Origin of the sequence: Actinoplanes sp. NPDC051861 (assembly GCF_040681145.1) — a bacterium.
In the GTDB taxonomy this organism is placed as follows: Bacteria; Actinomycetota; Actinomycetes; order Mycobacteriales; family Micromonosporaceae; genus Actinoplanes.
In genome coordinates this window covers 473,795-492,554 of sequence record NZ_JBFAYE010000004.1, presented here as the reverse complement: position 1 = coordinate 492,554, position 18,760 = coordinate 473,795, and the positions used below count along the sequence as shown (strand labels likewise).

Below are 18,760 nucleotides of genomic sequence, written 5' to 3'. Positions count from 1 at the left end.
GTGGCTGCGTGGCTGATCTGACGGAGCTGCGGGAGATCCCCGCGCAGCGGGCGCGCCTCGACGCCGCCGAACTCGAGCTGATCGACCGGGCCCGGCGAGCCGGTGCTACGTGGCCGGAGATCGCCGAGGCGCTCGGCCTGGCCAGCCGGCAGGCCGCGGAGCAGCGCCGGTCCAGGCTGGCTCGTGCGGTGCCGACGCTTGATCAAGGGTACGGTGAGGCCGTCCCCTATCTGCGGGAATCCGCTGCTGACCTGCACCGGAGGATCGCCGCCGACCGTCGGTGGGATCGCCGCTTCGCCCGCGCGGCGCTGGTGCGCGAGACGCTCCGGAGCGCCACCGAGGCGCCGGCCGGAGGGCTGTTCGACCTGGTCGCCGCGGCGCTGTCCGACCTGTCCGGGGCCGACGTCCCGCCGCTGCCCGGCGCACTGCACCTCGCCGTCAACCGTCTCCGCGAACGATGGGCCGCGGCAACGCCGGATTGACACGGCTCCGCTCAATCGCCCAGGATGTGAGTCCAGCCGACTCAATTCCTGGAGGTGGTGGTGCGCCGCAACGCCACCCTGTTCGTGCTGATCTCGCTCTTCTCCGGCTTCGGCGGCACCGCCATGACCCTGGCCGCCGGCATCTGGATCCTCGACCTCACCGGCTCCGCGGCGCTGGCGGCCCTCGCGTCGTTCGGCATCTACGCACCCTCGCTGGCCGCTCCCTGGCTGGGTGTCCTCGTCGACCGTCTCCCGCGCCGGGCGCTGCTGGTCACCGTCGACGTCGTGGTCGGGTTGTCGCTGCTCGGACTGCTGACGGTTCGGTCACCGGCTCAGGCACCGCTCATCTACCTGGTCCTGCTGGTGCGAGGACTCGCCTATGTCCTCCTCGACGCCGCGGAGACGGCGTTGCTGCCGGCGGCGATACCGGCGAGCCGGCTCGGTGACGTGAACGGCTGGCGGTCCAGTGCGCAGGAGGGCATGCGGTTGCTGGCGCCGTTGGCGGGGGCGGCGTTGTACACGTGGGGTGGTCCGGTTCCGATTGTTGTGGTGTGCGCTGTTCTGCCTCTGGTGACGGCGGGTCTCTACGGTTTGGTCCGCCTTCCTGCTGGTCGGCTCGCTCCTGCTTCCGGCGGTGCCGGCCCGGGCCGCGCGCCCGGCGGGGTCTGGTCTGAGGTGCGTGCCGGGATGGTTGCTCTGTGGCGAGGTCCGGCACGCACCCCGGTACTGGTGGCTTCGACAGCGACCGCGGTGTCCGGGATGACGAACGCGGCTGTCCTGTCGCGAGTGGTTGACGGCCTGCATCTGCCGGCCACCCACCTCGGCTGTCTGGCGAGCGCGCAGGGTGCCGGCTCGGTGATCGGCGGTGTGCTGGCCGGACGGCTGCTCGCCCGGATCGCCCCGGGCCGGTTGGCGGTGATCGGTGCGGTGACGTTCGGGGTGGCCTGTGTGGCGTGGACTCTGCCCTGGTGGCCGATGCTGATCGGCGGAAGCGTGCTGGCCGGGCTGGGGCTGCCGTGGACGCTGATCGCCGCGCTCACCGCGATTCAGCTGAACACCCCGGATCATCTGCTGGGCCGGGTCGCCGCCACGGGCAACATGCTCATGTTCGGCGCCATCGCGCCGGCCGTGTTGCTGGGGGCGGCGCTGGTGCTTCAGGGTGCGCGTCTTCCGCTTCTCCTCGGGGCGGCGGTCGTGTTCACCAGTGCCGTCGTGGTGGTCGGACGCTCCCGGATCAGTGAGGGATCACTGAGGTAGCAGGGCTCCACTGATCTGCTCCGCATACGCCACGACGTCCGACGGGTTGTGGGTCGCGCACCCTACGTATCCGTCGGGGCGGATCAGGAACAGCGTCGGTTCGCGTACGTCATAGGCTTTGAACGCATCGACATGGTGCACGCGGATGCCGTCCGGCAGATCTGGCAGCCGCTCCGACCAGCCGAAGGCCAGCAGCGTCGCGTGCGGCCCGCGCAGCAGGTCGAAGATGCGTCCGGAATCGATCAGCGCGTCGGGAGCCCGGTCGCCCGCCTGCACCTCACCCGGCGACGTGCGGCATTCCGAGGCGAGCGGCCCGTGGCGGTAGTTCAGCGACAACTGGCGGAGCACCGGGTCGTCCCGCCGCACGGTCGACGAGGACTGTCCGTTCGTGACATGTCCCCGATGCAGGCGCGTGCTGATGCCCAGAACGTCCGCGGCTACCGGCAGGCGCTCCGCCTCATACGTGTCGAGCAGCGCCGAATCGCCGGTCGCCAGCTTCCAGCCCAGGTTGTAGGCGTCCTGAACGCCGGTGTTGAGCCCCTGCCCGCCAGCCGGCGAATGAACGTGCGCCGCATCACCGGCGAGGAACACGTTGCCTGATCGGAATCGGGCGGCCATGCGCATGTTCGCGCGGTACTCCGACGTCCACCCCACGTGCGTGACGGTGATCGACGGGTCAACTGAGGCGAGGAGCTCGACAATCGACAGCTCGGAGGGCGGCGCGGTCAGCTGGAACTGATCCGTGCCCGGCAGCGGGCAGAGCCCGACCCTGAGCTCCGGCCAGACATGCCAGTGTGACCGATCCAGACCGGTCACCGTGACGTCGGCGATCAGCATCCGCTCCTCTTCGCGCGTCTCGCCCTCGAACGGGATCCCGAGCGTCCGGCGCACCACGCTCCGGCCGCCGTCGGCGCCGACGAGATAGCGCGCCACGACGGTCTCGCCGGTGTCGAGGGACACGATCACGCTGTCGTCGCGCTGTTCGAATCCGGTCACCGCGACGCCGAATTCGACAGGCACCGACGACGCCAGAATCGAGGACGTCCGCCACTGCGGAATCATCAGCATGTTGGGGTACGGCACTGAGGGCGTCGCCTCGTGCAGCTCGTCCATGCGCCACGTCACGGTCGTTCCGTCGGGCTGGCGGACGAGCATCACCGGATATTCCGCCCCGAAAGCCGAAATTTCCGGTAGGAGCCCGAGGTCGTCGAGCACCTCGAGCGTCCGGGGTTGCAGTCCCTTGCCACGCGATCCCGCAAACGGTCCCTCAAGCGGAGCCGGCGGTCCCTCAAGCGGCGACAGCGGCGACGGTGACGGCGGCCCCTCTGTCGGAGACAGTCGCCCCGCGGAGGCCGGCCCCTCAGAACCCGGCGCCTGCTCGAAGATCCGGAACGGCACCCCGCGCCTCCCCAGGTCCCGGGCGAGCGTCAGCCCGGTCGGCCCGGCGCCCACGATTACTGTGAATACAGATTCAGTGAACATGGATTCACCGTAAGCGGCTGATAGCCTCCACGTCAAGGAGGCGGCATGACGGTTGCGGGAATCCGCAGGCAGCAGGCGGTGCAGACGGAGGCGGAGCTCAAGGCCGCCGCGATCCGGGTGTTCGAGCGCGTCGGCTATCTCAACGCCAAGATCACGGACATCACCGTGGAGGCCGGCCGTGCGACCGGCATGTTCTACAAGCACTTCGCGAGCAAGGAGAAGCTGCTCGAGGCGCTGCTGGTGGACCTGCTGGCCGAGGGTGACGTCAGTGCCGAGCAGCCCGATCACCCCACCGACTTCCGGGACCGGGCCGCGATCCGCTGGCACGTGGCCGCCTACTGGGGCTTTTATCGGCGGCACCGGGCGGTCATGACCGCGCTTCAGCAGGCCGCCATCGTCGACGAAGGGTTCGCCCAGCGCAGCCGGGAGCTTCTCGAACCCGATCTCGGCCACATCGCCGGACATCTCGCCGGGCTCGATCTGCCCGGGGATCCGCTGGTCGCGGCGTCGCTGTTCACCATGACCGTGTCCACCACAGCTGCTAACTGGCACTCCGGCGGCTGGCCCGGGCTCGACGAGAACGCTGCTGTCGAGACGGTGACCAGCTTTCTGCACACGGGCCTGGGCGGTTAGGTCCGGCTGCGCATTCCGGCAAAAACCACATTGAGCGTACGCGTGCGCAACTCACCATCCCACCCACCGTGCAGCGCGCCCTGGCACACGCTGACGAGGAGCGCTGTCACCTCGGGTAGTTCGAGCTGATCCGAAACGGTCCCCGCGTTCTTGGCCTGGTCGAGGAGCGCGCCCACCGCCTCGGAGAGGTGACCGACCGCCTCGGGCAGCCGGATGTCCACGCCCGAGCCGGCGAGCAGGTCCACAACCGTCTTCTTCTCCGCGGCCTGAGCCACCATGTACGTGAAGAACGCGAAGAGGTCGTGCCGCCCGGCCTCTTCCACGAGGCGGGCGAGCAGCCGCTTCATGATCGCGGCGAGCAGGTCGTTCTTGGTGGGGAAGTGCCGGAAGACCGTACCGATGGCAACACCCGCCCGCCTCGCCACCTCCTCGGTGGAAGCGCGCGGTCCGGCCTCCGCGAAGACCGCCTCCGCGGTGTCCAGGATGCGTGCACGGTTGCGCTGAGCATCGGCGCGCAGGGGACCCTCTGGCAAAATGAGTCTCCACTCACTATTCTCGCTACGAAGTCGAGTCGGCACTCATCTTAAGGGAGAGCGACAATGACACCGAGCGAGATCTTCGCGAGCATGCGCACCCGGTGGCTGGCCAACCGCCCCACCTACGACCCCGACCTGCTCGCCGACGACGTGGTGGTCGAGACCCCGTTCGCCGCCCCCGGCCACCCGACCCGCCGCGAGGGCAAACAGCAGGTGCTCGCGTTCACCGAGGCCGGCCGCGCCTCGTTCCCCGTCCACTTCACCGACTGCCGCGACGTGGTCATCCACCAGACCGCCGACCCCGACGTGATAGTCGTCGAATACGAACTGGTGGGCACCCACACCACCACCGGCGTCTCCGCCGCGGCCCCGTTCATCGGCGTCCTACGAACCCGAGCCGGCAAACTGACCCACTGGCGCGAATACCAGCACACCCTGGCGATAGCCCAGGCCCTCACCCAGCCCACCGGATAACGCAGCCCCACGCCGCCCCGCGCCTCGCGCCGTCTCGCGCCTCGCGCCGTCTCGCGCCTCGCGCCTCGCGCCGTCTCGCGCCTCGCGCCGTCTCGCGCCTCGCGCCCCGCGCCCCTCCGGGTCGTGGGGCCGCTCTGGCCGGCGCCGGAAAGCCAGGTGCCGGGCACGTCGTTGTGCCCGGCACCGTGGATCCTGTGCAACCCGCCTCGCCGAGGCGGGTTGCCGTGCGTCAGCGCTTGGCGATCGCCTTGCGGTAGTCGCTGTTGAGGCGGCCGATCAGGCTCAGCGGGATGCCCTTCGGGCAGACCTCAGCGCACTCGCCCATGTTCGTGCAGCCGCCGAAGCCCGCGTCGTCCTGCGCCTGGAGCATGTCGATCACCCGGCTGTCGCGCTCCGGCTGACCCTGCGGCATCAGTCCGAGGTGGGTGATCTTCGCGGCGGTGAAGAGCATCGAGGAGCCGTTCGGGCAGGCCGCCACGCAGGCGCCGCAGCCGATGCAGGTGGCCGCCTCGAACGCCGCGTCGGCGTCCTTCTTCGGCACCGGCGTCGCGTGCGCGTCCGGCGCGGTGCCGGTCGGTGCGCTGATGTAGCCGCCCGCCTGAATGATCTTGTCGAAGGCGGTCCGGTCGACGACCAGGTCCTTGATCACCGGGAAGGCGGCGGCGCGCCACGGCTCGACGTCGATCACGTCGCCGTCAGAGAAGTGCCGCATGTGCAGCTGGCAGGTGGTGGTCGCCTTCTCCGGACCGTGCGCCACGCCGTTGATGACCATGCTGCACATGCCGCAGATGCCCTCACGGCAGTCGTGGTCGAACGCGATCGGGTCCTCGCCACTGAGGATCAGCGTCTCGTTGAGGACGTCGATCATCTCGAGGAACGAGGCGTCAGGGGAGATGTCCTTGACGTCGTAGGTGACCATCTTCCCGGAGGAGACGGGGCCGGACTGACGCCACACCCGTACCTTGATGTTCATTACTTGTAGCTCCGCGTGCTCGGGTGGACGTACTCGAAATCGAGCGCTTCCTTGTGCAGGGTCGGCTTGCCGTCCTCGGCCGTGGCGTACTCCCAGGCGGCGACGTAGCTGAACTCGTCGTCGTGACGCAGCGCCTCACCGTCGGGGGTCTGGCTCTCCGCCCGGAAGTGGCCGCCGCAGGACTCGCGGCGGTGCAGCGCGTCGATGCACATCAGCTCACCGAGCTCCAGGAAGTCGGCGACGCGGCCGGCCTTCTCCAGGTTCTGGTTGAGCTCCTCGCCCTTGCCCGGCACCTTCACCCGGGTCCAGAACTCCTCCTTGAGCGCCCGGATCAGGCCGATCGCCTTGGTCAGGCCCTCCTCGGTGCGCTCCATGCCGCAGTACTCCCACATGATGTGGCCGAGCTCGCGGTGGAAGGAGTCGACGGTCCGGTCGCCGTCGATCGAGAGCAGCTTGCTGATCCGGTCCTCGACCTGCCGGCGGGCCTCGACGACGGGCGCGTCGTTGTCCGACAGGGAAGGGAACGGTCCCGCTGCCAGGTAGTTGTTGATCGTGTTCGGCAGGACGAAGTAGCCGTCGGCCAGGCCCTGCATCAGCGCGGACGCGCCGAGCCGGTTGGCGCCGTGGTCGGAGAAGTTCGCCTCGCCCACCACGAACAGGCCGGGGATCGTCGACTGCAGGTCGTAGTCGACCCAGAGACCACCCATCGTGTAGTGCACGGCCGGGTAGATCCGCATCGGCGTCTCGTACGGGTCGTCGCCGGTGATCCGCTGGTACATCTCGAAGAGGTTGCCGTACTTCGCCTCGACCGCCTTGCGGCCCAGCCGCTTGATGGCGTCCGCGAAGTCCAGGTACACGCCGAGACCGCCGGGGCCGACACCACGGCCCTCGTCGCAGACGTTCTTGGCGGCCCGCGACGCGATGTCACGAGGCACCAGGTTGCCGAACGAGGGGTAGATGCGCTCCAGGTAGTAGTCGCGCTCGTCCTCGGGGATGTCCGCGGCCTTGCGGGTGTCCCGCTGCCCCTTCGGTACCCAGACGCGGCCGTCGTTGCGCAGCGACTCCGACATCAGGGTCAGCTTCGACTGGTGCGAGCCGGACTCCGGGATGCAGGTCGGGTGGATCTGCGTGTAGCAGGGGTTCGCGAACAGCGCGCCCTTGCGGTGCGCCCGCCACGAGGCCGTGACGTTGCAGCCCTTGGCGTTCGTCGACAGGAAGAAGACGTTGCCGTAGCCGCCGGAGGCGAGCACCACGGCGTCGGCGTACTCGGTCGTGATCTCGCCGGTGACCATGTCCCGGACGACGATGCCGCGGGCCTTGCCGTCGACGATGATCAGCTCGAGCATCTCGTGCCGGGAGTTCATCTCGACGTTGCCGAGGCCGATCTGCCGCTCCAGGGCCTGGTACGCACCGAGCAGCAGCTGCTGCCCCGTCTGCCCCCGGGCGTAGAACGTCCGGGACACCTGCGTGCCGCCGAACGAGCGGTTGTCGAGCAGGCCGCCGTACTCACGCGCGAACGGGACGCCCTGAGCCACGCACTGGTCGATGATGTTCACCGACACCTGGGCGAGCCGGTACACGTTCGACTCGCGGGCGCGGAAGTCGCCGCCCTTGACCGTGTCGTAGAAGAGCCGGTAAACGGAGTCGCCGTCGTTGCGGTAGTTCTTCGCCGCGTTGATGCCACCCTGCGCGGCGATCGAGTGCGCGCGCCGCGGGCTGTCCTGGTAGCAGTACGACTTGACCCGGTACCCGGCCTCGGCCAGCGTCGCCGCGGCCGAACCGCCGGCCAGGCCGGTGCCCACCACGATCACGGTCAGCTTCCGGCGGTTGGCCGGGTTGACCAGCTTGGCGGAGAACTTGCGCCGCTCCCAGCGGGTCTCGACCGGCCCGTCCGGCGCGGCCGTGTCGGCGATCGGGTCGCCCTCGGTCCAGAAGTCGGTCATCGGTAATCAGCCCACCAATCCGGTCGTCACCGCGAACGGCACCGAGAGATACATCGCGACCAGGACCACCGCGAGCACCAGCGCGATCGCCTTGGCCCGCCGCTCGCCCTGCTTGGTCTGCTGGCCCAGGGTTCGTGCCGCGCTGAAGATGCCGTGCCGCAGGTGGAAGCCGACGGCGACGACTGCGACGACGTAGAAGAGCGTCACGTACCACCGCTCGGGAGCGAAGTCACCGATCACGTTCGCGGAGGGGTGCTCCGCGTCCTTGACCGGGTTCAGGTGGTGGGTGGTCAGGTCGAGGATGTGGTAGATCACGAAGAGCACGATGATCACGCCGCCCCAGCGCATCGTCCGGGCGGCGTAACTGCCCTGGACCTTGGGCCGGTGCGCGTACTTGACCGGGCGTGCCTTCTTCGCGCGCCTGGTCAGTGCAGTCGCGGCGTAGATGTGCGCGAGAATCGCGACCAGCAGGCCGATCCGCTGGATCCAGAGGAACCAGGCGTCCGGCAGCAGGGGCGTGCCGATGGTGCGCAGCCAGTGCGCGTAGTGGTCGAAGGCCTCGTCGCCCACGAAGATCTTGAGGTTTCCGGCGGCATGCGCGTACAGGAACAGGATCAGGAGTACGCCGCTGACCGCCATGATCAGCTTGAGGACGACCGATGAGGGCCGAACCGGCTTGCGCGGGGCGGGGCGTGCCGTCGCGCCCGCCGCGTTCGCCGTCTTGGAAATTGAGGTGTCTACCGCCACAAGCTTGAAGGTAGAAAGGCCCTGGCGATTCGTCTAATGCATGATCGAGGGGCGCTTGATAGCTATAAGCTATTAGAGTGCAGCTGCAACAACTTAGGTACTTCGTGGAGGTGGCGGAGACCCGACATTTCACCCATGCGGCGGACAATCTGGGCGTCGCGCAACCCACCTTGAGTAAGCAGATTCACACCCTTGAAGCATCCCTCGGGGCGCCCCTTTTCGAGCGGATTCGCGGTGATGTGTCCCTAACCGTTGCGGGCATCGCGCTGCTTCCCCTGGCTCGCCGCATGGTCGCCGACGCCGACGCCGCCCGCGATGCCGTTCAGGACATCGTCGGCCTGCGCCGCGGTGAGGTGCGCCTGGGTGCCACCCCCAGTCTCTGCTCCTCCCTGGTCCCGGCCGTCCTGCGCGCGTTCCGCGAGTACCACCCCGCCATCCAGTTGTACGTGAACGAGGGCAGCTCGCAGGACCTGATCGCCGAACTGCTCGCGCACACCCTCGACCTGGCGCTGATCGTGCATCCGGAGCACGGCGCCGACGCCAACCTGGAGGCCACCGAGCTGCTGCGGGAGAGCCTCGTGGTCGCCTCGGTCGCGGACGGCCCGCCGCTCACCGTCGGCCGCCAGCTCGACCTCGTGGAGCTCCGGCACACGCCGATGGTGATGTTCCGGGCCGGCTACGACATCCGCGACGTCACGCTGCAGGCATGTGAGCGGGCCGGCTTCACCCCGAAGTTCGCGGTCGAGGGCGGCGAGATGGACGCGGTGCTGGCGTTCGTCGAGGCCGGCCTCGGTGTCGCCCTGGTGCCAAGCATGGTCCTGGTGAATCGGCCGCTGCTGCGGGCGACGCCACTCGCGCCGCCCGGCATGCGCCGGACGATCGCGCTCGCGCAGCGCCGGGGTGCGGTCCTGCCACACGCGGCGTCCGCGTTGCGTGAGGTTCTGCTCGAGCACATCGCGTCAGGTCAACTACCTTTAGGGGTACGGGCGTTGTGAGCGCGATTTTTGACCGTCCACATCGGGTGGTCAACCGGTCACCGCGCGTTTAGCATCCGAACGTGTGGCATGGCGAGTACCGGCATCCGCGACTGGTCGATGTCTACGACGCCGAGTACCCGTGGGGCTGGGAGGACGACTTCTTCCTGTCCGTGCTCGCCGAGCACAGCTCCTCGCGGGTGCTGGACCTCGGGTGCGGCACCGGCCGGCTGGCGATCGCGATGGCCGCCGCGGTCCATGAGGTCACCGGCGTCGACCCGGCCCGCGCGAGCCTCGACGCCGCGCGCCGCAAACCGGGTGCCGAGCGGGTGCGCTGGATCGAGGGCTCGGTCGAGAGCCTTCCGGCGCGGGCGTTCGACGCGGCGTTCCTGACCGGCCACGTAGCACAGTTCTTCGTAGACGACGCCGAGTGGGAGAACGTTCTTTCTGCCCTTCGCCGCGCGCTGGACGACGGCGGGCGGCTGGTCTTCGACAGCCGGGACCCGGCGGGCCGGGCCTGGGAGCAGTGGAACCCGGAGGACTCGCGGCGCTCCGTCGTGCTCCCGGGTGGCGAGGTCGTCGAGGTGTGGACCGAGGCGGCCGAACCCGGCGGTGACGGCGTCGTGGCGCTCACCCACCACTACCTGTTCCGCGACGAGCAGGAGCTGACCAGTTCGGCACGGCTGCGCTTCCGGAGCGAGGAGGAGATCCGGGACTCGCTGTGGACGGCGGGATTCCGGGTGGACCAGCTCTACGGCGGGTGGGGCCGGGAGCCGGTCGGCCTCAGCGCCGACGATGAACTCATAGTGATCGCGGTCGCCGAAACGCGGGGCGTATAGATGATCTTGTCCTGAATGTGCCGAGATCTAGCCGATACCTTGCTAACCCATTGCGATATGTGAATCCGGGATTAGTATCCGCGCACCGGTCTCGATCCCCCCGACGTCACGAGCGAGGTGGCATGTCCGACAACGAGTGGCCAAAACCGGCGCCCATGCCGGGCGACACCGACGAGTGGGGACAGAAACACGCTCCACACCGGATAGTCATCTCGTCGGTGCTGGTCTTCGTGGTCCTGCTGGTCGCCGGCGGCGTCACCTGGCAGTTGATGCGCAACGGATCCTCACGCCCGGCCGCACAGCCCAGCGCCGCGCCGTCACCGGCGTCCACCCAGCCCAGCGTCACGCCGTGCCCCGAGCCGGAGCTCACCGTGGTCGCCGCGCCGGAGATCGAGCCGATCGTCCGGGAGGCCGCGGACACCCTCAACCCCGACGGGCAGCGCTGCGCGCCGATCGTCGTCCGGGCGGAGGAGCCGGGTGTCACCGTCAACGCGGCCGAGAAGCCCGGCGTATGGGTGCCCTCCAGCAGCGCCTGGCTGCCGATCGCCGCCGCCGCGGGCGCCTCATACACCGCGGTGGGCAAGCCGATGGCCTGGTCGCCGGTGCTGCTGGCCGCTCCGGAGAGCGTCGAGAGTCTCTACATCACCGACGAGAAGAGCGGCTGGACCAACGTGATCCAGGGGATCTCCGGCGGGCGGATCCCGAGCGTCACCATGCCCGATCCGCTGCGCTCCACGATCGGGCTGCTCAGCGTGCACGGTGTGAACACCGCGACGGCACGGACCACCAAGGACGCCGGCATCGCCCAGCTGCGGGCACTCACCCTGCGCAGCCGGGTCAACGTCTCCGGCGGCGACCAGGCGGGCCTGCTCAGCCGGATGGCCGCCCAGCCGGACGCCACCACGGCCGTCTACGAGGTCGGCGTCTTCCCGGTGATCGAGCAGCAGCTGCGGGTCTACGAGAAGGCCGACAACCGGGTCCAGCTGGTCGGTGCCCCGCCGGTCGACGGGCGCGTGGAGGCCGACTATCCGTACGCGGTGGCCAAGGACGCCAAGAAGGACCTGGCCGACCGCCTCCGCAACGCGATCACGAAACAGGCGCTGACCGCCGCCGGATTCCGCACCGAGCCGACCGCCGGCGCGCTGCGGTTGCCCACCCAGGCCGACAAGCTGCTCGGGCCGGCCCGGCAGTGGTCGCAGTATCAGAAGATCCAGTTCCAGGTGCTGCTGCTGATCGACTCGTCCGGCTCGATGAACGAGCGGATCACCGGCCCCGGCGGCAAGACCACCACGAAGGCGGAGCTGCTGCGCCAGTCCGGCGCCGCGGCGGCCGGTCTCTTCGACGACGACGCCTCCCTCGGGATGTGGTTCTTCGGCACCGGCGACAAGAACGGCCCCGCACACACCGAGCAGGTCTCGTTCGGGCCGGTCCAGTCCGACGCCGGTGGCAAGCCGCGGCGCACCGCGCTGGTCGACGCCATCAAGGCGTATCGGCCGGAGCCGAACGCCGGCACACCGCTCTACCAGGCGGTGCTGGACGGAGTGGCGGAGATGCGGGCCAAGGTCAAGCCGGACACGGCCACCACGGTCGTGGTGCTCACCGACGGCGACGACGGCGGCAGCCGGTTCGCGATGTCCCAGCCGGAGTTCCTGAAGCGCCTCGCGGCCGGCCAGGACCCGGCCAAGGCGGTGCCGATCTTCGCGGTCGGCTACGGCCCTGACGCGAACACCGGCGCCCTCCAGGCCATGGCCCGAGCCACCGGCGGCAAGGCCATCGAAGCACGCGACCCGGCCGACCTGGCCTCCGCAATGGCCCAGGCCTTCCTTGCCGCACACACCAAGCCCTGACCCGCAGCACTTCAACCGGCAAGCCGCGGCATTCAAGCTGATAAGTCGGAAAAATCGGTCCTGGGCGACCGACCCAGGAAGACCGGCCGAAGGGAGAAACGCACCCGAACCGAGAACCGGAGCCGGGCCGACGAGGGCGAGCGGCGTCGGAGGCGGGCTGCGCCCGGACCGGTTGCGGCGGGCGGTGAGGGAGGCGGGCTGCGCCCGGACCGGTGGCGGCGGGCGGCGTGGGAGGCGGGCTGCGCCCGGACCGGTGGCGGCGGGCGGCGTGGGAGGCGGGCTGCGCCCGGACCGGTGGCGGCGGGCGGTGAGGGAGGCGGGCTGCGCCCGGACCGGTGGCGGCGGGCGGTGAGGGAGGGGCGGGCTACGCCGGGCCTATCCGGTTGGCGACGATGGCTGCGGAGAGGGTGACCATCGGGAGGCCGCCGCCCGGGTGGGCTGAGCCGCCGACGAGATACAGGCCGTCGACCGGGCCCTGATTGGCGGGGCGCAGGAGGCCTCCCGTGGTGCCGTAGATGGCTCCGCCCGGAGCCGCGACCGCCTCGGCCAGGTCGGCCGGGGTGCGGACCTCGGCGAACTCGAGGCGATCGCGGACGTCCAGGCCGCGGCGGGCGAGCAGCTCCAGGACGTGGTCGCGGTAGGCCTCGGCCAGCCCCGGGCGACGCCAGTCCACGGCGGAGTGTTCGGTGCCGTGCCGGGGTGTGTTGACCAGGACGAACCAGGCCTCGCGGCCGGGTGGGTGCACCGTGGGGTCGGCAGCGCGGGTGACGAAGACGGCGGGATCGTCGGCGGGGCGGGCGCGGCGGCCCGGCGAGCCGAAGATCGCGTCGAACTCGGCGTCGTAGTTGTGGGGGAAGAAGACGGTGTGGTGGGCGAGTTCGGGTGTCTCGCCGCGGACGCCGAGTAGCAGGACGAAGCCGGCGAGGCTGCGGTCGGCCAGGCCGCCTAGCCGGCCTGGAGTGGGCAATAGGTCGCGGTAGAGGGTCACGGCGTCCGCATTGGAGACAACGATGTCGGCCGGAAAGAACGTTCGTTCTCCCAACCGAACCCCACGCACAGCGCTGTCCGCCTCGATCGCGGTCACCGGTGAGTGCAGCTCTACCCGTACCCCTGAAGCAACGCACGCAGCGTGCAGCGCGTCGGCCAGCGTGCCCAGCCCGCCGGCCAGATACCACCCACCGTGGGTGAGTTCCGCATAGGGAATCGCCGCCAGCGCCGCTGGAGCGCGGCGCGGATCGGTGCCGGTGTACGTCGCGTAGCGGTCGAGCAGCATCCGCAGCCGGGGATCGCGCAGGTAGCGGCGGCCCAGGTCGCGCAGGGAGCGGCCGGGAGCGATGGCGGCGAGATCGCGGAAGCGCCAGGAGAGCCGGGCGAGCGAGGCCGCCGTCACCGGGCGGGTGAGTACGGAGTCGTAGGAGGCGTGCCAGATGCGTTCGGCGCGGTGCCAGAAACGGTCCCAGTCGGCGCTCGCTGAAGGGCCCAGCGCGGCGGTGATCCGGTTGAGGAACGTCGCGTGGTCCGGGGAGGAGTCCAGGGTTGTGCCGTCGGGGAAGACGTGCCGGACTACCGGGTCGAGGGGTTGGGGCTGCAGGTTCAGGTCCTCGAACAGGTGCGGGAGCGTGAGCAGGCTCGGGCCGGTGTCGAAGCGGTAGCCGTCGCGCTCGTGGACGGCCAGCTTGCCGCCCACGGTGCCGGACTGTTCGAAGACGGTCACCCGATGGCCTGCCGCGGCCAAGCGGGTGGCGACGGAGAGACCGCCGACCCCGGCTCCGATCACTACGACGTCGCTCATGCGAGGAATGATGCCGTGTCTCAGACCGGGCGGCCGCGCCAGGCCAGACGGCCCCGGCGGCGCAGGTGGAACGAGCGGGCCACGAGCCAGGCGAACAGCGCGACGGAGAGTGGGTGCGCCAGCGGGTCGGGGAAGGGGCGGCTGCCGGTGGCGAGGGCGGTGATGATCCGGCCGAGGACACCGAGGGCGTAGGCAGCCAGGACCCAGGGAGCCGGCAGGAAGGCGAGCGGAGCGGCGTACAGAAGAAGGAGAAGGACCACGACGGCGGCCGCGCCGGACCGGGAGCCGAACGACGCCCAGAGGGATTTGCTGTAGCCGTCGGTGAGGTCGCGCCAGGAGTCGTACATGCGGCAGGTGGCCAGCCGGGAGCCGTCGGCGAGCGCGATGCGGCCGCCGGAGCGTTTCACCGCGCGGGCCAGGCCAATGTCCTCCAGGATGTCGCCGCGCACGGCCGCGTGACCGCCCGCTCTCCGGTAGGCCGCGCGGTCCGCGACCAGCCATTGGCCACCGGCTGCGGCGAGCGACGTGCGCGGGGAGCGTTCCATGCCGCGAAGCGGCAGGAAGGTGAGCCAAGACCATTGGAGCAAGGGTTGGACCAGGCGGCCGGTTCCGGAGATTCTGGGGTACGGGCTGAGCAGCGCGACTCGGCTCCGGGAAAGCAGTTCGGCGGCCCCGGCGATCGCGTCGGGTTCGAGCACCACGTCGGCGTCGACGAAGACCAGCAGGTCCACGTCCCCGGCTGCCTCGGACAGCAGGTGGCAGGCGTGCGGCTTGCCCAGCCAGCCGGGCGGCGGGGGAGTGCCGGTGTGTAGCCGGACCCGGTCACCGGCGATCGCGCGGACGACGTCGGCGGTGCCGTCGGTGGAGCCGTCGTCGAGGACGTGGATCGTGAGGTTGCCGGCGCCCCGCTGGGCGAGCAGCGAGCGCAGGCAGGGTTCGACGCGGCCGGCCTCGTCGCGCAGCGGCAGCAGGATCGCGATCCGGGCGGTGGTGGTGGCGTTCCGCTTCGGGCGGCGCAGGAGCAGGGCGTTCACGGCCGTGTGCGCGGTGAGCAGGAGCAGCGGGGTGAGGAGCAGCCAGGTCACGTGCGTCGTCTCCGCAGCTGTGGCAGCACCGTGGCACCCATGAGTACTCCGCCCCAGACGGCTGAGGCGGGCAGGTCGAGGAAGACCGCGTGCGCCAGGACCGAGGAGAAGTAGGTCCAGAGCCAGAGCGCGAGCATCGGTGTGTCGCGCTGTCCTGACCTGTCCGATTTCAGGGTGATGGTGAGCGCGGTCATCACGAGGAGGGCGAAGGCCAGCCAGCCCAGGTAGTTGCTGACCGGGATGCCGGGGAGGCCGGGCAGGTGGGGCGACGGATCGTGCCAGCGCCAGTAGCCCTCGGCGACCATCTGCGGATCCAGGAAGAGGTCCCAGGCGGCCAGCCCGGCGGCGGCCAGGGCGATCCGGGACGCGCGGCCGTGGGTGAGGCGGCCGGCGGCGAGCCACGCCGGCCAGGACATCCAGGTCCAGGCGAGCGGGATGATCAGGGGTACGCCGAGCAGCTTCGGGCCGAGTTGACCCGAGTAGTCGTACGTGCCGAACGGGAAGCCGGTCGCCACCCCGATCGCCTCCACCGCGAACCCGCCGAGACCGGCGGTTGCGAGAAGCACGGCCGCCGCTCGGGTACCGCGGGTGAGGAAGGCGTGCGACACGGAGAGCAGAACCCCGAGGAGCACGGTGGTGACGGTGAGTGCGGCGCGGACGTCACCGTCGGTGAGCGGATAGCAGATCTGGACCAGGACCAGGGTGCCGAGCAGCGCCCAGGGGACTCGGTCAGCCACCCACTATCCCGGGTGAGTCCTCGACCGGCCGCTCGGCGGTCAGCGGCAACTCCCGGCCCAGGATGGCGAAGGCGCGCTCGTCGCCGGGGAACAGGAAGTCGCGCAGCACGTCGACGAAGCCGAACCGCCGGTACAGCCGCCAGGCGCGGGACGCCTGCTCGTCGGCCTCCGGAGTGGAGAGCAGCACGGTGCGGCCCTCGGCCATCGCGAGCAGGGCGCGCAACTGCCGGGCGCCCACGCCGTGGCCCTGCGCGACCGGGCGGACGTGCAACTCGACGACCTCGAAGCAGCCGGTGAGCCAGTGCCGCCGGGCCGGCTCGTCGAGCGAGGACCGGACCTGGTCGTGCCACCACTGGCCGGGGGCGGACGTGTAGCCGTACCCGAAACCGGCGACCCGGCCCTCCGGGGTCAGCGTGGCGACCGCGCGGAACCCTGGCCGGCGCACGTGCGAGCCGATGTAGCCGCGCCGGGTCTGCAGCAGCTCCTGGCGGTAGCCCATCGCCTCGCCGTACACCGCGACCACGTCGTCGAGCCGCCGCAGCAGGTCGTCCGGTTGCCAGGCAACGAGCCTCATCGCTCCGTGTGCTCCTTCGCTGTGTCCTGCTCCTCGGACGGTTCGTGCCTGTCGTCGGACGGTTCCGTCCAGCCCAGCACGGTGCGGTCGCCGCTGACATTTTGCACCGCGAACCGGGTGAAGAGCTCCTCCGCGTACCACCGGTCGGCCGGTGTGCGGGTGATCGCGGCGCGGTGCTGCGGCTGACGGTACGCGAAAGCGGTGAGGTCCGCCGCGCTGCGCCACACGCTGACCGTGCCCTGCCAGCCGATCGGCGCCTCACCGACCCCGAACCGGGCGAGCAGGCCCGGCGCGGCGGCCACCTCCCGCGCCACGGCCGGGATCGCCCGCCAGAACCGCAGCGCCCGGGAGGGCCGCAGCCGGGCGCGGGTGAGGGCCAGGACCGTCCCGCCGGTGCGGCGGCCGGTCGGGCGGAACGGGCTGCCGCCGGACCACGCGCCGCGGCTGATCAGCGGTTCGAGGTCGAGGCGGGCGTGGTTGACGGCGATCCGGTCCCAGGCCGGGAAGGAGACCGGGCGGTCGCTCACGGTGATTGCCGCCCATCGGGTGAGGTCGGCGTCGCGCGGGCCGAAACCGGAGCCGGTACCCGTACCCAGGAATTTGCCGAACCGGATGCCCGGCCCGCGTCGCCTCGCGAAAGCCATGCGCAGCATCGCGGAGCCCACGGCGCGGGGTGGCACTCGCCAGACATGCAGGCTGACCAGATCGGCGGTCACCGCGCCACGTTACCGTCCGGGGCCGGTTGCGCCACCCTCGACCACATCCGTCTATCCTCCATCGATCTTGGAGGGTGTGGGAGGTCACATTTGCGCGATCGGTACTTCGACCTGCTCCGGGCGGCCGCGATCGTCCGGGTGGTCCTGAATCACTCGTTCATGTCGCTGCCCGTCGTGTCACTGCTCTTCCCGTCGATGGGCCTGATGTTCGCGCTCGGCGGATCGCTCATGACGGCGTCGGTGGACCGGGGTGCCGCGCGGGCGGTGCGTAACCGGCTGCGCAGGCTGCTGCCCTCGGTCTGGGCGATGGGCCTGATCCTGGTGCCCCTGATGCTCCACAACGGCTGGGAGCCGGGGCCGTCACTGGCGCTGTGGATCCTGCCGCTGGCGGAACCTCCCAGGAACGAGATCGGCGATCAGCTCGGGGTGGGCGTGCTCTGGTACGTCTACACGTACATCTGGATGGTTCTTCTCTCCCCGATTTTGATCCGCCTCTATCGGCGGTGGGATCTGCCGGCCGTGCTCGCCCCGTTCGTCGGGCTGCTGCTGCTCTTCGGCTATCCCGAGGTCGTGCAGCCCAACATGGACGCGTTCTGGTGGCTGGCGAACCTGTGCACCTACGGCACCTGCTGGATGATCGGGATCGCGCACCGGGAGGGCGGCCTCGCCAGACTGCGGCCGGCGCTCGTGCTGAGCCTCGCGGGCGCGTGTGCCGTCGTGGCGCTGACCTGGGCGTGGGCGCACCCGTGGGAGGGCCGCTTCGATCTCGTCGCGCAGCGGATCGCCTACCCGCTCTACATGATCGGCTTCGTGCTCGTGCTGCTGCGCTGGTCGCCGCCGATGGGCTGGCTGGCCCGCGTGCGGCCGCTGGACCGCCTCGTCTCCGTGATCAACAACCGGGCGGTGACGATCTATCTGTGGCACGTCGCGGCGATCGCGGTCGCGGCCCGGCTCTGCGCGCCGCTCGGGCCGCCCACGGATCCGGTGCGGGGCGGGGCCTGGCCGGGTATCTCGCTGAGCAACTGGCCGGCTCTGGTGACCGGCCTGGCGGTCGTGGTCGCGCTGCTCGCCGTGGCGGTGCTCGCGCTGGGCTGGGTGGAGGACCTGGCTGCCCGGCGGCGGCCGCGGCTGTCCCCGTTCCCTTACGCCACCTCGGTGGGGGTGCCGGCGGTGATCCGCACCAACTCGGCGTAGGTGATCGGGAAGACCGACTGAGGTACCCCACCCGCGGCCCAGACCACCGGATACTGCTCCAGGTCGACGTCGACCAGCGTGCGCACCGGCTTCGGGTGGCCCACCGGGGCGACGCCGCCGATCGCCTGGCCGGTGTGCAGCCGGACGAACTCGGGAGTGGCCCGGCGCAGCTTGGCCACACCGAGCGAGGCGGCGACCTTGGCGGTGTCCACCCGGTGCGCGCCGGAGGTCAGCACGAGCAACGGCTCGCCGTCCGCGTCGAAGATCAGCGAGTTGGCGATCTGGCCGACCTCGATCTCCAGGGCGGCGGCGGCCGCGGCCGCGGTGTGCACGGCCTCGTCCAGGACGACGATCTCGGCGGTGGCACCGGCCGATTCGAGGGCGTCCCGGACTGCTGTCACGTTGGGGTGGTTGTGCATCGCTCCATCCTGGGCCATGCGCCTGTTGCGGTGGCGGCGGCTTCCCACAACCTGGG

General features: G+C 70.5%; 19 protein-coding genes. 8 read left to right on the top strand and 11 right to left on the bottom strand.

Annotated elements, in window-relative coordinates; all coding sequences use genetic code 11:
* Window positions 1-8: 8 nt before the first annotated feature.
* Window positions 9-482 (top strand): hypothetical protein, encoded by a 474-nt coding sequence (locus AB0M02_RS16435; RefSeq protein WP_364227196.1) that lies wholly within the window; start codon window positions 9-11, stop codon window positions 480-482.
* Window positions 483-542: 60 nt separating this feature from the next.
* Complete coding sequence (locus AB0M02_RS16430) at window positions 543-1,739, top strand: MFS transporter (RefSeq protein ID WP_364227194.1); 1,197 nt, start codon at window positions 543-545, stop codon at window positions 1,737-1,739.
* Here the strand turns inward: AB0M02_RS16430 and AB0M02_RS16425 are convergent.
* Window positions 1,728-3,221, bottom strand: coding sequence for an FAD-dependent monooxygenase (locus AB0M02_RS16425; RefSeq protein ID WP_364227191.1), 1,494 nt, complete (start codon window positions 3,219-3,221; stop codon window positions 1,728-1,730). The two genes, AB0M02_RS16430 and AB0M02_RS16425, sit on opposite strands and share 12 nt — an antisense overlap.
* Before the next feature lie 45 nt (window positions 3,222-3,266).
* On the opposite strand from AB0M02_RS16425, the gene AB0M02_RS16420 reads away from it, so the two are divergent.
* Window positions 3,267-3,854: a TetR/AcrR family transcriptional regulator gene (locus AB0M02_RS16420; protein ID WP_364227188.1), complete on the top strand. Its 588-nt coding sequence runs from the start codon at window positions 3,267-3,269 to the stop codon at window positions 3,852-3,854.
* Here AB0M02_RS16420 and AB0M02_RS16415 read toward each other — a convergent pair.
* Window positions 3,851-4,387 carry a helix-turn-helix domain-containing protein gene (locus AB0M02_RS16415; RefSeq protein WP_364227185.1) on the bottom strand — a complete coding sequence of 179 codons (537 nt, stop codon included), beginning with the start codon at window positions 4,385-4,387 and terminating at the stop codon, window positions 3,851-3,853. The genes AB0M02_RS16420 and AB0M02_RS16415 overlap by 4 nt on opposite strands.
* 66 nt (window positions 4,388-4,453) lie before the next feature.
* Between AB0M02_RS16415 and AB0M02_RS16410 the strand changes: the two genes are divergently transcribed.
* The gene (locus AB0M02_RS16410; RefSeq protein ID WP_364227183.1) at window positions 4,454-4,864 is read left to right on the top strand and encodes a nuclear transport factor 2 family protein; all 411 of its coding nucleotides are present in this window, start codon (window positions 4,454-4,456) and stop codon (window positions 4,862-4,864) included.
* Between the two features lie 229 nt (window positions 4,865-5,093).
* Here AB0M02_RS16410 and AB0M02_RS16405 read toward each other — a convergent pair whose 3' ends face one another.
* From AB0M02_RS16405 to AB0M02_RS16395, 3 genes are read right to left on the bottom strand one after another with little or no spacing between them, the layout of a single operon-like run.
* On the bottom strand, window positions 5,094-5,837 hold the full coding sequence (locus AB0M02_RS16405) for a succinate dehydrogenase/fumarate reductase iron-sulfur subunit (RefSeq protein ID WP_364227181.1): 744 nt from the start codon (window positions 5,835-5,837) through the stop codon (window positions 5,094-5,096).
* Window positions 5,837-7,780 carry a fumarate reductase/succinate dehydrogenase flavoprotein subunit gene (locus AB0M02_RS16400; protein ID WP_364227180.1) on the bottom strand — a complete coding sequence of 648 codons (1,944 nt, stop codon included), beginning with the start codon at window positions 7,778-7,780 and terminating at the stop codon, window positions 5,837-5,839. The genes AB0M02_RS16405 and AB0M02_RS16400 overlap by 1 nt, the downstream gene beginning before the upstream one ends.
* A gap of 6 nt (window positions 7,781-7,786) precedes the next feature.
* Window positions 7,787-8,509 (bottom strand): succinate dehydrogenase cytochrome b subunit, encoded by a 723-nt coding sequence (locus AB0M02_RS16395; RefSeq protein WP_364227495.1) that lies wholly within the window; start codon window positions 8,507-8,509, stop codon window positions 7,787-7,789.
* Between the two features lie 89 nt (window positions 8,510-8,598).
* Between AB0M02_RS16395 and AB0M02_RS16390 the strand changes: the two genes are divergently transcribed.
* The 3 genes from AB0M02_RS16390 (at window position 8,599) to AB0M02_RS16380 (ending at window position 12,187) form a co-directional block, all read left to right on the top strand.
* On the top strand, window positions 8,599-9,522 hold the full coding sequence (locus tag AB0M02_RS16390; RefSeq protein ID WP_364227492.1) for a LysR family transcriptional regulator: 924 nt from the start codon (window positions 8,599-8,601) through the stop codon (window positions 9,520-9,522).
* Window positions 9,523-9,584: 62 nt separating this feature from the next.
* Entirely contained in the window at window positions 9,585-10,340 is a 756-nt protein-coding gene (locus tag AB0M02_RS16385) for a class I SAM-dependent methyltransferase (RefSeq protein WP_364227179.1), read from the top strand.
* A gap of 122 nt (window positions 10,341-10,462) precedes the next feature.
* Window positions 10,463-12,187 (top strand): substrate-binding domain-containing protein, encoded by a 1,725-nt coding sequence (locus AB0M02_RS16380; RefSeq protein ID WP_364227176.1) that lies wholly within the window; start codon window positions 10,463-10,465, stop codon window positions 12,185-12,187.
* A gap of 364 nt (window positions 12,188-12,551) precedes the next feature.
* On the opposite strand, the gene crtI is transcribed toward AB0M02_RS16380, so the two are convergent.
* Genes crtI through AB0M02_RS16355 form a run of 5 tightly spaced genes read right to left on the bottom strand, consistent with a single transcriptional unit; the run spans window position 12,552 to window position 17,028 of the window.
* Window positions 12,552-13,979 (bottom strand): phytoene desaturase family protein, encoded by a 1,428-nt coding sequence (gene crtI / locus AB0M02_RS16375; RefSeq protein WP_364227175.1) that lies wholly within the window; start codon window positions 13,977-13,979, stop codon window positions 12,552-12,554.
* A gap of 20 nt (window positions 13,980-13,999) precedes the next feature.
* Window positions 14,000-15,064: a glycosyltransferase family 2 protein gene (locus AB0M02_RS16370; protein WP_364227172.1), complete on the bottom strand. Its 1,065-nt coding sequence runs from the start codon at window positions 15,062-15,064 to the stop codon at window positions 14,000-14,002.
* Window positions 15,061-15,801 (bottom strand): carotenoid biosynthesis protein, encoded by a 741-nt coding sequence (locus AB0M02_RS16365; protein WP_364227170.1) that lies wholly within the window; start codon window positions 15,799-15,801, stop codon window positions 15,061-15,063. Before AB0M02_RS16365 ends, AB0M02_RS16370 begins: the two co-directional genes overlap by 4 nt.
* Window positions 15,794-16,375 carry a GNAT family N-acetyltransferase gene (locus AB0M02_RS16360; protein ID WP_364227167.1) on the bottom strand — a complete coding sequence of 194 codons (582 nt, stop codon included), beginning with the start codon at window positions 16,373-16,375 and terminating at the stop codon, window positions 15,794-15,796. The genes AB0M02_RS16365 and AB0M02_RS16360 overlap by 8 nt, the downstream gene beginning before the upstream one ends.
* Window positions 16,372-17,028, bottom strand: a complete 657-nt coding sequence (locus tag AB0M02_RS16355; RefSeq protein ID WP_364227489.1) for a monooxygenase — start codon at window positions 17,026-17,028, stop codon at window positions 16,372-16,374. The genes AB0M02_RS16360 and AB0M02_RS16355 overlap by 4 nt, the downstream gene beginning before the upstream one ends.
* Before the next feature lie 153 nt (window positions 17,029-17,181).
* Here AB0M02_RS16355 and AB0M02_RS16350 point away from each other — a divergent pair, with 153 nt between their 5' ends.
* A complete protein-coding gene (locus AB0M02_RS16350; RefSeq protein WP_364227164.1) occupies window positions 17,182-18,285 on the top strand; it encodes an acyltransferase in 1,104 nt (367 codons plus the stop codon).
* Here the strand turns inward: AB0M02_RS16350 and AB0M02_RS16345 are convergent.
* The gene (locus tag AB0M02_RS16345) at window positions 18,234-18,704 is read right to left on the bottom strand and encodes a YbaK/EbsC family protein (RefSeq protein WP_364227161.1); all 471 of its coding nucleotides are present in this window, start codon (window positions 18,702-18,704) and stop codon (window positions 18,234-18,236) included. The genes AB0M02_RS16350 and AB0M02_RS16345 overlap by 52 nt on opposite strands.
* Window positions 18,705-18,760 lie beyond the last annotated feature (56 nt).